We start from the raw sequence: 14,202 nt of genomic DNA on the forward strand, positions 1-14,202 counted from the left end.
CGCCGGCACCCGGCGCCCCGAGTGATCCGGTCGCGGGAGGGAGGCGAACGGTCACTCCGGGCGCCGTCGGGCGGGCGTCCGCCCGCCCAGGGGGCCGAGGTCGTGCCCGGGCACGGCGCGAACTCAGTGCCGGCCCCGCCAGCCGCCGAGGGTGGCCAGGCCGATGATCCAGCCGACGAAGAAGCCGTACGCGGCACCGCTGCCGGCAGCCTGGAAGGCGCCCAGCAGTGACGGGTTGCTGCCGATCAGCGTGGCGAACAGCGCCGCGAACGCACCGGCGAAGACGTACGCCGACCAGCCCGCGAGGAATTGGCTGAGGGTGCCCCGGGCCCGGGCCAGTTGCGAGCCGGGCAGCAGGTAGAGGAAGACCCAGGTGAGCACCACCACCAGGATGGCCTTGAGGTCGGCGGCGATGACGTTCTGGATCGTGTCGTCCGAGTCGAACCGCCAGGCCGGCCAGGCGAGCAGCCGGAGGAACCAGCCACCCGCCGTGTCGGGGTCGGTCTCGTCCCGGGCCCAGTCGGCGTACCAGGGGCCGCCGAAGACCAGGACCAGTACGAGTGCGGCGAGCGTGCCCGCACCCGTGGCCGTCTTGTACCTATCGGTGAGAGCCATGCACGGGGTAATTCCCAGCGGAATCTGATCGCGAAACCCGGTGCCGGATTTCCCGGAATGCGCTTGACTGCAACCGATGCACGCTATTGGCGTACCGATAGCGGGATTTACCGGACTCGTTCCCGCCGGCGGATCCACCCGGCCGGCGTCCCGGTCAGTGCTTCTGTAGATAGTCGATGAACGCGGCGCGGAGCAGCGGCGCGGTCTCCTCGTAGCCGTGGCCGGTGAACTCCCGCCAGAGCGCGACCGCCTCGTCCACGGTCGGTCCGGCCGCGTTCGGCGAGCCGTCCAGCGCCGCCGCCTCGTCCGCGTTCGGCAGGTGCCGGATCACCGACCAGAAGAAGCCGATGTCCCGCCGTTCCCGGGCCAGCGCGAAGGCCCGCTCGCGCAACTCCTCCGTGGACAGCGCATCCAGCTCGGCAAAGGTCGGCGTGGTACGAGACTCGGGACCCGATTCCGTCATAACGCCGAGCCTATCCGCCCGAACCGCCGCAAGCCGCACCCCCGCCCCCGACGGATCACCGGGCTGCGGGCGTCCCAGCGTCGGTCGGACCACGGCTCCCGACCGGCAGCCACCCGGGTCACCGGTCCGGCGCGTCCCAGCGGTCGCCGCCCCAGCGGTCGGTCGGCTGGCCGGGCAGCGAGGAGGTCCACGGCTCCGGCGGCTGGGGCTGGGTGGTGTCCCAGCTCGCCCTCGACGTCGGCGGCTCCTCCACCCAGTCCCGGTCCCGCTCGGCGTACGACCGGGGGCGGCCGTTCGCCTCGATCAGCCGGGTCACCACCAGACCGGCGGCCACCAGCACGGCGGCGAGGGCGGTCGGCGCGATGTCCAGGTCACGCTCGTCGGCGTACCGGATGAACAGGGCCAGCGCGACGGTCGCGAGCAGCCCGCCGGCGATCCCGCCCCGCCGTCCGAAGGCGCTGGCGCCGCCGAGCAGCGCGGCACCCATGGCCAGACCGGTCCACTCGATGCCGGTGGTCGGCGCCACCGGCCCGGTGCCGCCGGACGCGAGCAGCATCCCGGCGGCGACCGCGAAGACCGTCGACAGCACCAGGCCGAGCGTGACGATGACTCCGGCGGCCCCGCCCCGGCGCAGCGCCGGGTCACCCACCGGCCGGAACCGGCCGACGGCCCGGCGTACCGTCTTGACGGTGCCGAAGAGGCCGGCCAGCACGGCGACGGCGGCGAAGCCGGCGAAGAGGTAGACCGCGTGCTGGGTCGGGTCGTACTCGCCCTGCACGTCGACCGGTGCGCTCCGCTGCTCGATGAAGACGATCACCGCGAGTCCGGCGGCGAGGCTGGCCGCCCAGCCCGGCACGTGGAAGCCCACCACCAGTACCGCGATCACCAGCCCGACGGCCACCCCGGCGGCCAGCGCCGGCAGCATCGCCTGGACGACACCCCGGTCGGAGTTCTCCGCGAAGTGCAGCGCGGCGGCGACCGCGACCGGACCCAGCGCGAGATTGGGGGCGGCGATTCGCAGGGTCAGCCCGGCGCCGAGGGTGAGCAGCCCGATCGCGGTACCGAAGACCAGCAGGCTCTCCCGCTGCGCGCCACGGAGCAGGTCGGGATAGTCCCGGTTGCACAGGAAGAGCAGCACCGCCACCACGACCAGCAGCACCAGCTCCCAGAGCAGGTGCACGGCGATCCGGTCCCGGCCGGGCTCGCCGTGCGTGGGATCGTCGAAGACGTTCTCCAGCGCGGCCGGCGAGACGTTCCGCCGCCTGGTCGGCTCGACCGGCTCCGGGTCGGCCGCGACGGCCGGCTCACCACCCATGAACCGTCCGGTGAGGTGGCTCGACGACGTACGGGTGTCGGCGTCGTACCCGGGGTCACCGCCGTACCGGGGATCCTCCCGCTCACTGGTACCCACCGGATCCGTTCCGGGGTCCCGTCGCCGATAGATCGAATCGTCGTACGCCATTGCGCGCGCCTCCTGTTTCGTCCCGCCGAACAGGCTCCGACCCGGGGCGGCATCCGGGACCGGAGCGGTCGGACTGGGCCCGATCCAGTGAAGCGAGCGGATCTGGCCCGGTCGGAGGCACCGTACCCGCGTGCACGCCCGGCCGTCACCCCCGGTGCGCGTCGATTCGGCGCGCGACCTGCTCAGCGCTCGTCGCGCCGACCCACGTCGTCACGCTGTGAATCTTGATCATCACGATCGGGTACCCGGCAGGAGCGCTCCAACCAGAGCGCCGCGCCGACCAGGGCGAGCGAGGCGCCGAGTCCCGCACTGGCCGCCGGTACGTCGTTGGCGGCCGCCCGGGTCCGCTCGATCAGCAGCCAGACGTCCAGCCCGGCGTAGAAGCCGGCGAAGATCGACCCGGCCAACGCCGACGCCTTGGCCAGTACGACGAACCGGGCCACCGCCAGCGGGTCGACCGGATCCCGGCCGGGCTTGCGCTCGATCCGGGCCTTGGTGTTCGCGGCGGCGTACCCCTCCAGGGCGGCGAGCGCGAGCAGGGTGACGATGGGCAGCCAGGGCAGCGGCGGAATGTGGCTGTAGAAGCTGCTGACCAGCAACCAGGCCAGGGCCGCCGAGGCGAGTCCGGCCACCACCAGGGAGGCGGGTCTGGTCGGACCCATCCGCCCGCGCTCGGGGGCCGGGCCGCGCGTCGGGGGTCTGCGCTCGGTCACAACTCTTCCTCACTCCGCTCGTCGGCACCGGATCGCGCAGGCCGGCGGACCCGTCCGGTCCGCACCGCGGTCACCGTCAATCCGACTCTATCCGCAGATCCGGGCGGGGGCGCACGTCCAGCACGTCGGTGGCGACCGGCTCGGTCGACATCAGGTCGGTCAGCCAGCCGTGGCCGGGCAGCCGCCCGTACGGCTGGATGTCGATCCACGGCCGGAGCACGAACGCCCGCAGGTGGGCCCGGGGGTGCGGCAGGGTCAGCTCCGGGTCGTCGCTGCACACCGGCTCGCCGTCGGCCGACCAGACCGCGATCACGTCCACGTCGAGGCTGCGTGGCCCGAACCGGCGCTCCGGGTCGCGGACCCGGCCGGCCGCCGTCTCGGCGGCCCGGGCCCGGTCCAGCCAGTCGCGCGGGCCGGCCGCGTCGTCCGCGACCAGCAGGACGGCGTTCAGGTACGCCGGCTGGTCCTCCTCGCCCCACGGCGGCGTCTCGTAGACCCCGGAGGCCACCAGGAGGACGTCCCGCAGCCCGGTCACCGCCGCGCGCAGGTGTCCGAGCCGGTCGCCGAGGTTGCTGCCGAGCGAGAGCACGGCCCGGGTCATGTCACCTCCGCCGGGTCACGGTCACCGCCACGTCGGCGAAGTCGTGCGGGATCGGCGCCTGCGGCTTGTGCACGGTGACCGAGGCGACCAGTACCCGTGGATCGGCGAGACAGGCGGCGGCGAGCCGCTCGGCCAGCGTCTCGATCAGGTTGACCGGCTCGCCGGTCACGATCGCGACCAGCCGCTCGGCGAGCTCGCCGTAGTGCACGGTGTCGGCCACGTCGTCGGAGCGGCCCGCCATCGTGAGGTCGAGTTCCAGCACCACGTCGACGACGAAGTCCTGGCCCTGGGCGCGCTCGAAGTCGTAGACGCCGTGCCGGCCACGCGCCCGCAGCCCGGTCAGCACGATCCGGTCGGTGCCCGGACCGGATGGCCCGGCGGGCCGACCGCCTTCGCCGGCTGGCCCGGTCATCCGGCCACCTCCCCGGTCACCAGCCGGGGCCGGCCACTGGCGGCCCAGACCGCGAGCGCGTCCACGGTCTCCCGTACGTCGTGCACCCGTACCCCCCAGGCGCCGGCCGCGACCGCCAGCACGCTGGTGGCGACCGTGGCGGCGGTACGCCCGCCGGTCGGCCGTGGCGTGCCGTCCGGGCCGGCCAGCAGCATACCCAGGTACGACTTGCGACTGGCCCCGAAGAGCAGCGGATAGCCGAGCGCCAGCAGCTCCGGCAGCCGGGCGGTGAGCTGCCAGTTGTCGGCCGGCCGCTTGGCGAAGCCGAGGCCCGGGTCGATCACGATGCGGTCGGCGGCGACCCCGGCGGCGAGGGCGTCCTCGATTCGCTGCGCCAGCTCGGCCCGTACGTCGGTGACCACGTCGGTGTAGCGGGCGAGTTCCTGCATCCGCTTGGCGTGCGCGCGCCAGTGCATCAGGATCCACGGGCAGCCCGCCTCGGCGACCACCTTGGCCATGTCCGGATCGGCGAGTCCACCGGAGACGTCGTTGACCACGGTCGCGCCGGCGGCCAGCGCGGCGGCGGCGACACCGGCCCGGTAGGTGTCGACACTCATCGGCACTCCCCGGGCGGCGAGTTCCCGGATGACCGGCAGCACCCGGGCGGCCTCGGTCTCCGCGTCGACCCGGTCCGCGCCCGGCCGGGTGGACTCGCCGCCCACGTCGACGAGCTGGGCGCCCTCGGCGTGCATCTGCACCCCGTGCCGTACCGCGGCGTCGAGGTCGGCGTAGCGGCCGCCGTCGGAGAAGGAGTCGGGCGTGACGTTGAGGACGCCCATCACCACCGGCCGGGAAGAGCGGAGCAGCCCGCCGTCGCCCGGCGACCCACCACCGGTCGCGGCGGCCCCCTGGACTGACTCGGTCACGGCTCGACGCTACCCACCTGCCCGGTCGCCACCCAGGTCGCCCCCGGATCGCGCTACCCGGTGAAGGTGCCCCCTCGGCCCGGCGGGCAGGCCACCCCTCCCCGGCAGCAGCCCGATCTTGCTCGGATCCGGGGGACGGGCGGGCACGTGAAAACTGCCCGGTCGGGACGGATCGGTGGCACTCGGCGCCGCTTGTTCCAAACAGGCACGCGCCGTACGCTCGCATCAGCCAGATGCCAGAACTTAAGAGATGGGCCGAATTAGGACAAAGATGCCCACAAACCATCACCCTTCGCGGTGATTGCGAGACGCAGGGTCGATCAACACCCCACGACCGACCCGGTTGACCGGGCTTGACAGCAGTGCGGAGGCGAGGCGTCGCCGCACCCGGGGAGGATTCCGATGTTCGCCATGGAGCTGGTGGAGACGGCATGGCCGGCTGCCACGCACGCGCTCCACACCCTCGCGCTCGTGACGGCGGCCGAGCCCGAGGGCAATATCGACACCGATGGGATCGTCGGCTTCTTCGCCACCAACATCGCGCCCATCCTGCTCGCCGTACTCGGCGTGATCTTCATCGGCCGGGCCAGCAAGGGCGAGGTCTCCAAGGTGCTGACCAGCTCGGCGATCGCGCTACTCGGCCTGGCCTTCATCGCCGGGGCGGCGACGCTGTTCTTCGTCGGCGAGAACCTGATCAACCTGATCTTCGAATAGACCGCGGAGCACGAGATGCGGCTGCGCACCGACGACGACATCTATCGGGCCCGCCTGGTCTACCTGGGGCCGCCCGGCTACACACTGCCCATCCACCTGCCTTACACGCAGTACGGGCTGTTCATGTTGCTGGTGCCGCTCTTCATGTTCATTCATTGGCTCTTCACGCTCAAGGTCGAGCTGATCCCCGCCTGGGAGATCGCGCTCGCGATCGTCACCACCTCGTTCGTCTTCCGGTACGTCGACCCCGATCGGCCCGCCCGGATGGTGATCCGGACGGCACTGACCGACTGGCGGCGCACCCGCGAACCGGCGACAGAACAGCGCGACCCCCGACTGGTCGCGACCCGTATCCGGATCCGGGAGCAGTTGACATGACCGACCGCAGCGAGGTGACGGCGTGACCGAGCGAACCAGATTCCTCTGCCGCTTCCCGGTGGAGCCCGTCGGGCCGGGCGAGGCGGCGGCATGACCCGCCCCACCCGGCCGGGCTCGTCGCACCCGGCAGGTCGCCCGGCCGACAATCCTGGTAACGGTACGCAGTCCTCCGGCTACCCCCCGTCTGAGCTGGCCGAAGAGAACGAGTACGACGCCGCGCTGCTCAGCAACACCGGCCACGGCGGGGTCGCGGTCTTCCAGGCACCGCAGCCACCGGCCCGGAACCGCCCGGCCCGGCCCGCCGCCGCGCCGCCGGCCCGGTCGCCGGCCCCGGTCGAGCACCCGGACATCGACTCCCCCTTCCTCGACCTCTTCGGCGGCCCGGTCCAGCCCGCGTCGCCGGCCGCCCCGGCGCCCCGCCCCACACACCGCCCGCCCGCACCGCAGCCACGCGGACGCTGGGGCGAGGATCCGGACGCCGCCGTCGGCCTGCCGGCCTGGCAGCCGGACGAACTCCCGCCGGCCCGGCCGGAGGCGGCGCCCGGCCAGCCCACCGCCCGGCAAGCCCCGCCGGCCGCCCCGGCGGCCCGGCCGGTGCACGACGACATCACCGACGCCCGGGCCGACGGCGCCCTCCGGCCGGTGGAACCGGTCCGCCTCGACCCCGACCCGGCCGGTGGCGCCGGCTGGCCGGCCGAACCGGCGGCCCCCCGCGCCGTCCCGGGTGGCACCGCCGGGGCACTGGCCGGCGCGCCGGCCGAGGCGCACCCGGGGCGGCCGAGACCGGCGCCGCAGCAGCGCGGTGGCGAACACTCCGGTGCGCTGCCGATCGTCCGCGAGCCCGCCGAGCAGCCGGCCCGGCGAGCCGCCAGGCCAGCGGACCGGGACCCCGGGCCGGTCACCCCGAAGCAGCGGCGGAGCACGCCGAAGCCGGCCCGGCCGCAACCGCTGACCAAACCGCAACGGGTACGAGCCCCGAAGCTCCGCTTCGGCGACCGGGATCCCGCCGTCGAGCTGGCCATCACCGAGATCGCCGGTCACCTGACCTTCACCCCGAACACCGTCACCGCGTGGTACTGGCTGCCGGAGGTGCGCTGGGCGTTCCGGCCGGACGCCGAACGGGAGGCGCTGCTCTCGGCCATCTCCGAGCAGTACGCCGGCCTCGCCGGCTTCCGGCTGCACCTGCGCCGGACCACCCGGCCGTTCCCGGCCGACGAGTGGGCCCGGACGATCGACCAGCACACCCCGCAGCCGCTGGCCACCGTGCCCGGCGCGCCGAGTTGGTCGGACCACCTGGTCGCCGCCCAGCGGCACCTGCTCTCGGTCAACCACGCCGAGGGGCAGACCTATCTCGGCGTCACCTTCGCCCGCCGGTCGCTCGGCAACTCGCTGGCCGAGCGGATCCTCCGGACCTTCGGCCGGGGCGTCGCCGACGGGGAGCGGCGCAAGCTGGGCCGGACCGTCGAGCAGTTCGACGAGGTGCTCGGCGCGTTCGGGATGCGCGGGCGGCAGGTCTCCGCCGAGGAGCTGGAGTGGCTCATGTACCGCTCCGTGGCGCTCTGCATGGCCCCGCCCGGCCAGCTCTCGCCGGTCACCAACGGCCGCTGGGAACGCGGTGACCTGCTCGCCCTGACCGAGCAGGTGGAGCGCTACCGCACCCCGTACGGGTCGACGGTGAAGCTGGTCAACCGGGTGACCGGGGAGGAGCGGCACGTCGCCGTCCTCGCGGTGGGCCGGATGGAGCCGCTGGAGATCCCGGAGCGGCACGAGCCGTGGCTGCACTTCCACGAGCGGCTGCCCTGGCCGATGGAGCTCTCCACCCGAGTCGACATCCTCGGCCCCGGCGACTCGTTCCGCAACCTCGAACACCGGCTGCGGATGATCCGCTCCCAGCAGCTCGACTACGCCGAGCACGGCATCGACGCCCCGCCCGAGCTGGAGCGGCTGGCCAAGCGGGCCCTGGTGATCGGCGACGAGATGACCACCGGGCTGCCGGTGGAATCGGCCCGGGCGCACGGCTGGCACCGGATCGCGGTCGGCGGGCGGACCCGGGAGGAGTGCCTGGAGCGGGCCCGGCGGCTGATCCAGCTCTACTCGCGGGAGCTGCGGATCTCGCTCCAGCATCCGAAGAACCAGGACTGGCTGGCCCGGGAGTTCATTCCCGGCGAACCGATCGCCAACACCGGCTACCTGCGCCGGATGCCGGTCAACCTGCTCGCCGCCGCACTGCCGCAGGCCGCCTCCACGGTCGGCGACCGGCGCGGCGACCTGATCGGGCGGACGGCGGGCACCTGCCGCCGGCCGGTCTTCCTCGACATGCACTTCCCGATGGAGGTACGCGAGCGCTCCGGCCTCGCCGTCTTCGTCGCCGAGCCGGGCGGTGGCAAGTCGACCCTGCTCGGCGCGCTCGGCTATCTGGCCGCCCGGCGCGGGGTGCAGGTGACCCTGCTCGACCCGTCCGGCCCGCTGGCCCGGCTCTGCGCGATGCCGGAGCTGCGTCCCTACTCCCGGGTGTTGAACCTGACCGGCTCCGAGCACGGCACCCTGGCGCCGTACGCGCTGATCCCGACGCCGCTGCGCAGCGAGTTTCCCACCGGCTCGGCCGGTGACCGGGAGTTCCAGATCGCGGTCTCCAACGCCCGGGCCGAGCGGCGGATGCTGGTACAGGACATCTGCATGATGCTGGTACCCCCGCAGGTGGCCCGGGAGGCGTCCACCGCGACGCTGTTCCGGCACGCCGTACGCCAGGTGCCGGCCGAGGAGACCTCCACGCTGGACGACGTGGTGGCCTGCCTGGCCGGGCTGGAGGACGAGGGCCGGGAGCTGGCCAACCTGCTGCTGGACACCGCCGAGATGCCGCTGGCGCTGCTCTTCTTCGGCCGGCCGCCGGAGGGGCTGCTCGGTGCCGACGCCACGCTGACCGTGATCACGATGGCCGGGCTCCGGCTCCCCGACCTGAAGATCGAGCGGGAGTACTGGTCGGCCGAGGAGGCGCTGGCGCTGCCGATGCTGCACACCGCGCACCGGCTGGCGGTACGCCGCTGCTACGGCGGCGCGATGTCGTCGCGGAAGCTGGTCGGCCTGGACGAGGCGCACTTCATGGAGGGCTGGCGCTCCGGCCGGTCGTTCCTGGTCCGGCTGGCCCGGGACTCCCGGAAGTGGAACCTCGCCGCGCTGGTCTCCTCGCAGAACCCGAAGGACATCCTCGGCCTCGACGTGCAGAACCTGGTCTCCACCGTCTTCGTCGGGCGGATCGCCGAGGACGTCGACATCGCCTCCGAGGCGCTGCGGCTGCTCCGGGTGCCGGTCAACGACGGCTACGAGGCGACCCTGGCCTCACTGTCCAGCGTGGACGCCTCCTCGGCGGACCGGCTCGGTTTCCGGGAGTTCGTGATGCGCGACGTCGACGGCCGGGTGCAGAAGGTACGCGTCGACGTCTCGTACGTGCCCGGCCTGCTCGACCACCTGGACACCACCCCGGTCACGGCGAAGGCCGCCGCGACCAACCTGCCCTCCCCCGTCGCGGACCTGGAGGCTTGACCGATGGACCGTTTCCAACCGCCACTCGCGGTCCGCCGTGGCCGCCGGCGCCCCGCTGTCGGAGTTGGAAAGGGTCCGACGAGGAACGGAGCCCGCCTCGCCGCCCTGCTGCTGGCGATCGGGGTGCTGGCGACCGCCACGCTGGTCTGGCCGGCGCTCGGCGCCGCACCCGCCTCGGCCGCGCCGGTCCCGAGCCGGGCCAAGGTCGCGCTCTGCACCACCGCCGAGTGGGAGGCGAACTTCCGGGACTGCGTCGACCGGCTCGCCGACGTCGGGCAGAACATCCGCGACTGCGTCAAGGCTCCCACGCCGAGCGCCCCGGACCAGGGGCTGGGCGGCTGGTTCGCCACCCGGCCGGAGGCGAGCGGCAAGCCGGGCGTCAAAGGCATGTACACCGAGTACGGCAACGCCGGCTACAGCTACGAGACGTACGACGACACCGGCGGCTGCGCCTCGGACGTGATCGACCCGGGCAGCAAGGTGTTCAACAAGATCGCGGACGGCGAGATCCGGATCGCCGCCGCGATCATCGGCGCCTCGAACGCGCTGCGCGAGCGCGCCTGGGACCCGAGCACCATGTGGGACTGGGCGGATCCGCTGGTCGAGCAGGCCACCAAGGCGGTCTACGAGCGGGTTTTCAGCGTCTTCGGCATCATCACCCTCTGCATCGTCGGCATCTACCTGCTCTGGCGTTCCCGGCAGTCCGACATGAGCAACGCGATGACCACCGCCGGCTGGGCGGTGCTGGTGATGGTCGCGGTGACCGCGATCGCCGCCTGGCCGGTCCGGTCCGCCAACGTCGCGGACGGCACCCTGGTCACCACCCTGAACGTGGTGCACGAGGCGGTCGGCCCCCGGGACAAGAGCATCCCGGCCGACCGGTGCGGCTCGCTCAGTCCCGCCGCCTGCAAGGACAACCGGCCGCCGGCGCTGCGGGCCGGCGACACCGCGACCGAGACCATGCTCTACCGCAACTGGCTGCGCGGCGCGCTCGGCTCCTCGGACAGCGAGACGGCCCGCAAGTACGGCCGGGCGCTCTACGACGCCAAGGCGTTCACCTGGGAGGAGGCCGCCCGGATCGCCGCCAACCCGGGCACCCGGCCCGCCGCCGTCGAGGCCAAGCAAGAACAGTGGATGAAGGTCGCCGAGCAGATCCATCAGGAGGACCCGGAGGCGTACGAGTACCTGCGCGGCGCCCGCGACTCCGACCGGATCGGCGCCGGGCTGATCGCCATCCTCGCCGCGATCCTCTTCGCGATGTTCGACCTGACGGCGTCGCTGCTGGTGCTGCTCGGCTTCCTGCTCTTCCGGTGGGCGGTGATCGCCGCCCCGGTGCTCGGCACGGTCGGGCTGCTCCGCCCGGCCAGCGCCGGATTGCGCCGGCTGGGCAACGCCGTGGTGGCCGCCGTGTTCAACATCGCCATCTTCGGCACCGGCGCGGCGATCTATCTCTTCGCCGTCGACCTGGTGATGAGTACCCCCACCATTCCCGGCTGGCTCCAGGTGGTGCTGGTCTGGCTCTGCGGAGTGGTGGGCTGGCTGCTGCTGCGGCCGTACCGCCGGATCACCCAACTCGGCGGCGGCCGGGACAGCACCGAGGTGATCGGCTCGGCCGGCTCGTGGCACCGCCGGTTCTTCCGGGACGTCCGGTCGGCGTCCCGGCTGGAGAACGAGTCCGAGGAGCGCGACGTCCGGGTCAAGAACCGCAACGTGCTGGTCCAGCAAACCAACATACGCCCGGAGGCCCGGCACGAGGACCCGGCGCAGAGCGCCGCCGGCAGCCGCTCGGAGACCAGCACCGACCGGGGTACCGACCCGCCCGACACGCCCCCGGCGGACGCCCCGGGTGGCGGGTCCGGTTCGCGACCGGGCCGGGGTCGGCCGTCCCGGCGCCGGCCGGCGGAGTGGACCGAGCCCGACGTACCGGTGGAGAACCCCTCCTACGTGATCTACCGCCCCGATTCCGCACCCGCGCCCGGCCCGGCACCTGCCCCGGCGCCCCGGATCCGATCCGAGGCGAGGTGACCCGATGCGGCGGGCCGTCGAGTTCCTCTTCACCCGGCTCCTCCGGTCCCGGCTCGGGATCGCGGTCGTGATCGCCGTGGTCGTCGTCGGCATCGTCGGCGCGGCCCGGCTGGTCGCCGGCCCCGGCGACGGCCGGCCCGGACTGATCGGCGGGACTCCCGGCCCGATCAGCGTCACCGACCCGGCGGCCGGCGACGACGGGCTGACCGTGACCGAGGAGCCGTCGCCGCGGACCAGTCCCGGCGCGCCCGAGCCGGCGCAGGTGGCCCGGTCGTTCGCCACCGCCTGGCTCGACCACCGCGACGTGACCGCCGACGAGTGGCACGCGGGGCTGCACCCGCTCGTCACCGAGAACCTGGCCGAGCAGTTGACCGGCGTCGACCCGGCCACCGTGCCGGCCGACCGGATCACCGGCGAGCTGATGGTCGTACCCCAGAACGACAGCCTGGTCGAGGTGGTCGTACCGGTGGACTCGGGCGAACTCCGGCTCGGCCTGGTGGCGCTGGAGGGCCGCTGGCGGGTCGACACGGTGGACTGGCAACGGCGCTGAGCGGGCGCGGGGAGGTGGGTGAGGGATGACCGACCGCGGTCCGGCCCGGCGGCCGGTACGCCGGGTCGCGCTGGCGACGGCGCTGACCGGGGTACTCGCGCTGCTCTGCTGCGTCGGGGGCACCGGTGCGTTCCTGGTGACCATGTTCGCCTCCGAGGAGGAGAACCTGGCGGCGGCCACCTTCGGCTGCGGCGACACCGACCCGATCAAGATCGAAGGCGAGTTGCCGCTGATCGGGCCGTACAAGACGAGCCAGATGCGGAACGCGGCGATCATCATCAAGGTGGGCCGGGAGATGGGCCTGCCGCCCCGGGCCTGGGTGATCGCGGTCGCCACCGCGATGCAGGAGTCCGGCCTGACCAACCTCGGTCACCTCGGCGACCGCAACGACCACGACTCGCTCGGGCTCTTCCAGCAGCGACCCAGCACCGGCTGGGGCACCCCGGAGCAGATCCGCAACCCGGAGTACGCGGCCCGGAAGTTCTACGAGAAGTTGAAGACCGTCCGGAACTGGCAGAAGCGGTCGCTGACCCGGGCCGCCCAGGCGGTACAGGTCAGCGCCTTCCCGGACGCGTACGCCAAGCACGAGCCGCTGGCGACCGAGATCGTGAACGCGCTGACCGGTGGGGCCGCCCGGGCCGCCGGTACCGACCTCGGGCTCGGCTGCGCCGACGGGGCGGAGATCGCCGCCTCGGGCTGGACCGCGCCGATCCCGGGTGCGGTCGGCTCCGGATTCCGTACCGCCAGCCGGCCGTCGCACAACGGCGTCGACATCGGCGCGGCGAAGTACACCACCCAGATCCGGGCGGCGGCCGCCGGCCGGGTACTGGTGTCCCGCTGCGACCCGGATCGGCGCGGCCGGTTGAGCTGCGACGTCGACGGCTTCCCGGGTAAGGGCGGCTGCGGCTGGTACGTCGATATCCTGCACGCGGGCAACGTGATCACCCGGTACTGCCATATGGTCAGCAGACCGATGGTTTCTAAGAACGACATGGTGGAGGCCGGGCAGGTGATCGGTCGGGTCGGATCGAGCGGCAACTCCTCGGGGCCGCATCTGCACTTCGAGGTGCACCTGCGCGGTGACCGGAGCAGGCACGGCGCCACCGACCCGGTGCCGTTCATGCGGGACCGGGGCGCACCGCTCACCGGGTCCGGCTGAGCTGTAGCAGGCCCGGGGCCGGCGTCCGGGGCGAAGTCGGGGTAGACGTGAACGGGACCGGGTCGCCCGACCAGGCTCGGCCGCCAGGTCCGGGCGCCCCGGCGCAGACCACCACCGTCGTCATATCGACCGGCGCCGCACCCGTGGGGTGCACGGAATCTCGTGGTCGATCCGCAGCCCGCAGCGCCGGCCGTTCGGCAGCCGCCGGGTGCAGAAGACCCGATGGCGTACGTCCTGGTTCCGCTCTTCCGAGACGGTGGTCTCCGGCACGTCCACGCACAGGAACGTCAGCGCCCGAGCGACGGTCCGGGCCAGGACGCAGGCCCGGAGCAGGTCGGTCGTGACGATCGGCAGGTGGATGACGTACCGGTGCAGTTCGACGCTCACCGTCGCGCCATCTCGCGCATGCTCGGCGCCTGGGCGGACTGCCAGCGCCGCAGCGCGTCCTTGATCCGGGCCGCCTCCTCCTGGCTGCTGGAGAGTTGGGCATAGACGCCGCCGAGGTCGTCGGCGACCCGGTCGAGAAAGGCCGCGACCTCGCCCGGGTCCAGGCCACGCCAGGTGGTCCGGAACCGCCGGCCCCGCACCTGCCAGGGCCGCATCGGCTGGTACGGCCGAGCGCGCCGCTCGCCGAGCACTGAAGACAACCGGTCGGCTCCTCTCGA

Annotated in this window: 15 protein-coding genes; 6 read left to right on the top strand and 9 right to left on the bottom strand. The window is 73.3% G+C overall.

Annotation, left to right across the window (positions count from 1 at the left end; all coding sequences use genetic code 11):
- Nucleotides 1-123: 123 nt before the first annotated feature.
- The 7 genes from AAH979_RS16950 to folP form a co-directional block, all read right to left on the bottom strand.
- Nucleotides 124-615, bottom strand: coding sequence for a hypothetical protein (locus AAH979_RS16950; protein ID WP_346259072.1), 492 nt, complete (start codon nt 613-615; stop codon nt 124-126).
- Nucleotides 616-769: 154 nt separating this feature from the next.
- The gene (locus tag AAH979_RS16955) at nt 770-1,078 is read right to left on the bottom strand and encodes a hypothetical protein (protein ID WP_107257392.1); all 309 of its coding nucleotides are present in this window, start codon (nt 1,076-1,078) and stop codon (nt 770-772) included.
- Nucleotides 1,079-1,196: 118 nt separating this feature from the next.
- Nucleotides 1,197-2,540, bottom strand: a complete 1,344-nt coding sequence (locus AAH979_RS16960; RefSeq protein WP_346259073.1) for an ABC transporter permease — start codon at nt 2,538-2,540, stop codon at nt 1,197-1,199.
- 182 nt (nt 2,541-2,722) lie between these two features.
- The gene (locus AAH979_RS16965; RefSeq protein ID WP_346259074.1) at nt 2,723-3,202 is read right to left on the bottom strand and encodes a DUF3180 domain-containing protein; all 480 of its coding nucleotides are present in this window, start codon (nt 3,200-3,202) and stop codon (nt 2,723-2,725) included.
- 127 nt (nt 3,203-3,329) lie between these two features.
- Nucleotides 3,330-3,854 carry a 2-amino-4-hydroxy-6-hydroxymethyldihydropteridine diphosphokinase gene (folK, locus tag AAH979_RS16970; protein ID WP_346259075.1) on the bottom strand — a complete coding sequence of 175 codons (525 nt, stop codon included), beginning with the start codon at nt 3,852-3,854 and terminating at the stop codon, nt 3,330-3,332.
- Between the two features lies 1 nt (nt 3,855).
- Nucleotides 3,856-4,266 carry a dihydroneopterin aldolase gene (folB, locus tag AAH979_RS16975; protein ID WP_346259076.1) on the bottom strand — a complete coding sequence of 137 codons (411 nt, stop codon included), beginning with the start codon at nt 4,264-4,266 and terminating at the stop codon, nt 3,856-3,858.
- On the bottom strand, nt 4,263-5,084 hold the full coding sequence (gene folP / locus AAH979_RS16980) for a dihydropteroate synthase (protein WP_346259164.1): 822 nt from the start codon (nt 5,082-5,084) through the stop codon (nt 4,263-4,265). The genes folB and folP overlap by 4 nt, the downstream gene beginning before the upstream one ends.
- A 489-nt stretch (nt 5,085-5,573) precedes the next feature.
- Here folP and AAH979_RS16985 point away from each other — a divergent pair, with 489 nt between their 5' ends.
- The 6 genes from AAH979_RS16985 to AAH979_RS17010 all read left to right on the top strand — a co-directional run bounded on the left by AAH979_RS16985 (nt 5,574) and on the right by AAH979_RS17010 (nt 13,537).
- The gene (locus AAH979_RS16985; RefSeq protein ID WP_346259077.1) at nt 5,574-5,885 is read left to right on the top strand and encodes a hypothetical protein; all 312 of its coding nucleotides are present in this window, start codon (nt 5,574-5,576) and stop codon (nt 5,883-5,885) included.
- Nucleotides 5,886-5,900: 15 nt separating this feature from the next.
- Nucleotides 5,901-6,263, top strand: coding sequence for a hypothetical protein (locus tag AAH979_RS16990; RefSeq protein ID WP_346259078.1), 363 nt, complete (start codon nt 5,901-5,903; stop codon nt 6,261-6,263).
- 90 nt (nt 6,264-6,353) lie between these two features.
- Complete coding sequence (locus AAH979_RS16995; protein WP_346259079.1) at nt 6,354-9,803, top strand: ATP-binding protein; 3,450 nt, start codon at nt 6,354-6,356, stop codon at nt 9,801-9,803.
- Between the two features lie 3 nt (nt 9,804-9,806).
- Nucleotides 9,807-11,828: an MFS transporter gene (locus AAH979_RS17000; protein ID WP_346259080.1), complete on the top strand. Its 2,022-nt coding sequence runs from the start codon at nt 9,807-9,809 to the stop codon at nt 11,826-11,828.
- A gap of 4 nt (nt 11,829-11,832) precedes the next feature.
- The gene (locus tag AAH979_RS17005; RefSeq protein WP_346259081.1) at nt 11,833-12,378 is read left to right on the top strand and encodes a hypothetical protein; all 546 of its coding nucleotides are present in this window, start codon (nt 11,833-11,835) and stop codon (nt 12,376-12,378) included.
- Between the two features lie 25 nt (nt 12,379-12,403).
- A complete protein-coding gene (locus AAH979_RS17010) occupies nt 12,404-13,537 on the top strand; it encodes a peptidoglycan DD-metalloendopeptidase family protein (protein ID WP_346259082.1) in 1,134 nt (377 codons plus the stop codon).
- Between the two features lie 120 nt (nt 13,538-13,657).
- On the opposite strand, the gene AAH979_RS17015 is transcribed toward AAH979_RS17010, so the two are convergent.
- Nucleotides 13,658-13,924: a hypothetical protein gene (locus tag AAH979_RS17015; RefSeq protein WP_346259083.1), complete on the bottom strand. Its 267-nt coding sequence runs from the start codon at nt 13,922-13,924 to the stop codon at nt 13,658-13,660.
- Nucleotides 13,921-14,184 (bottom strand): DivIVA domain-containing protein, encoded by a 264-nt coding sequence (locus AAH979_RS17020; protein WP_346259084.1) that lies wholly within the window; start codon nt 14,182-14,184, stop codon nt 13,921-13,923. Before AAH979_RS17020 ends, AAH979_RS17015 begins: the two co-directional genes overlap by 4 nt.
- Between the last annotated feature and the right edge of the window lie 18 nt (nt 14,185-14,202).

This window comes from Plantactinospora sp. ZYX-F-223 (assembly GCF_039649625.1).
Classification (GTDB): Bacteria; Actinomycetota; Actinomycetes; order Mycobacteriales; family Micromonosporaceae; genus Plantactinospora.

What these genes read in the sequence shown, in the direction of transcription:
- AAH979_RS17000 (WP_346259080.1), top strand. Translation starts at nt 9,807, where the DNA reads ATGGACCGTTTCCAACCGCCACTCGCGGTCCGCCGTGGCCGCCGGCGC.
- AAH979_RS17010 (WP_346259082.1), top strand. Translation starts at nt 12,404, where the DNA reads ATGACCGACCGCGGTCCGGCCCGGCGGCCGGTACGCCGGGTCGCGCTG.
- AAH979_RS16950 (WP_346259072.1), bottom strand. Translation starts at nt 615, where the DNA reads ATGGCTCTCACCGATAGGTACAAGACGGCCACGGGTGCGGGCACGCTC.
- AAH979_RS16990 (WP_346259078.1), top strand. Translation starts at nt 5,901, where the DNA reads ATGCGGCTGCGCACCGACGACGACATCTATCGGGCCCGCCTGGTCTAC.
- AAH979_RS16965 (WP_346259074.1), bottom strand. Translation starts at nt 3,202, where the DNA reads ATGGGTCCGACCAGACCCGCCTCCCTGGTGGTGGCCGGACTCGCCTCG.
- AAH979_RS16995 (WP_346259079.1), top strand. Translation starts at nt 6,354, where the DNA reads ATGACCCGCCCCACCCGGCCGGGCTCGTCGCACCCGGCAGGTCGCCCG.
- folP (WP_346259164.1), bottom strand. Translation starts at nt 5,084, where the DNA reads ATGGGCGTCCTCAACGTCACGCCCGACTCCTTCTCCGACGGCGGCCGC.
- AAH979_RS17005 (WP_346259081.1), top strand. Translation starts at nt 11,833, where the DNA reads ATGCGGCGGGCCGTCGAGTTCCTCTTCACCCGGCTCCTCCGGTCCCGG.
- AAH979_RS16985 (WP_346259077.1), top strand. Translation starts at nt 5,574, where the DNA reads ATGTTCGCCATGGAGCTGGTGGAGACGGCATGGCCGGCTGCCACGCAC.
- folB (WP_346259076.1), bottom strand. Translation starts at nt 4,266, where the DNA reads ATGACCGGGCCAGCCGGCGAAGGCGGTCGGCCCGCCGGGCCATCCGGT.
- AAH979_RS16960 (WP_346259073.1), bottom strand. Translation starts at nt 2,540, where the DNA reads ATGGCGTACGACGATTCGATCTATCGGCGACGGGACCCCGGAACGGAT.
- folK (WP_346259075.1), bottom strand. Translation starts at nt 3,854, where the DNA reads ATGACCCGGGCCGTGCTCTCGCTCGGCAGCAACCTCGGCGACCGGCTC.
- AAH979_RS16955 (WP_107257392.1), bottom strand. Translation starts at nt 1,078, where the DNA reads ATGACGGAATCGGGTCCCGAGTCTCGTACCACGCCGACCTTTGCCGAG.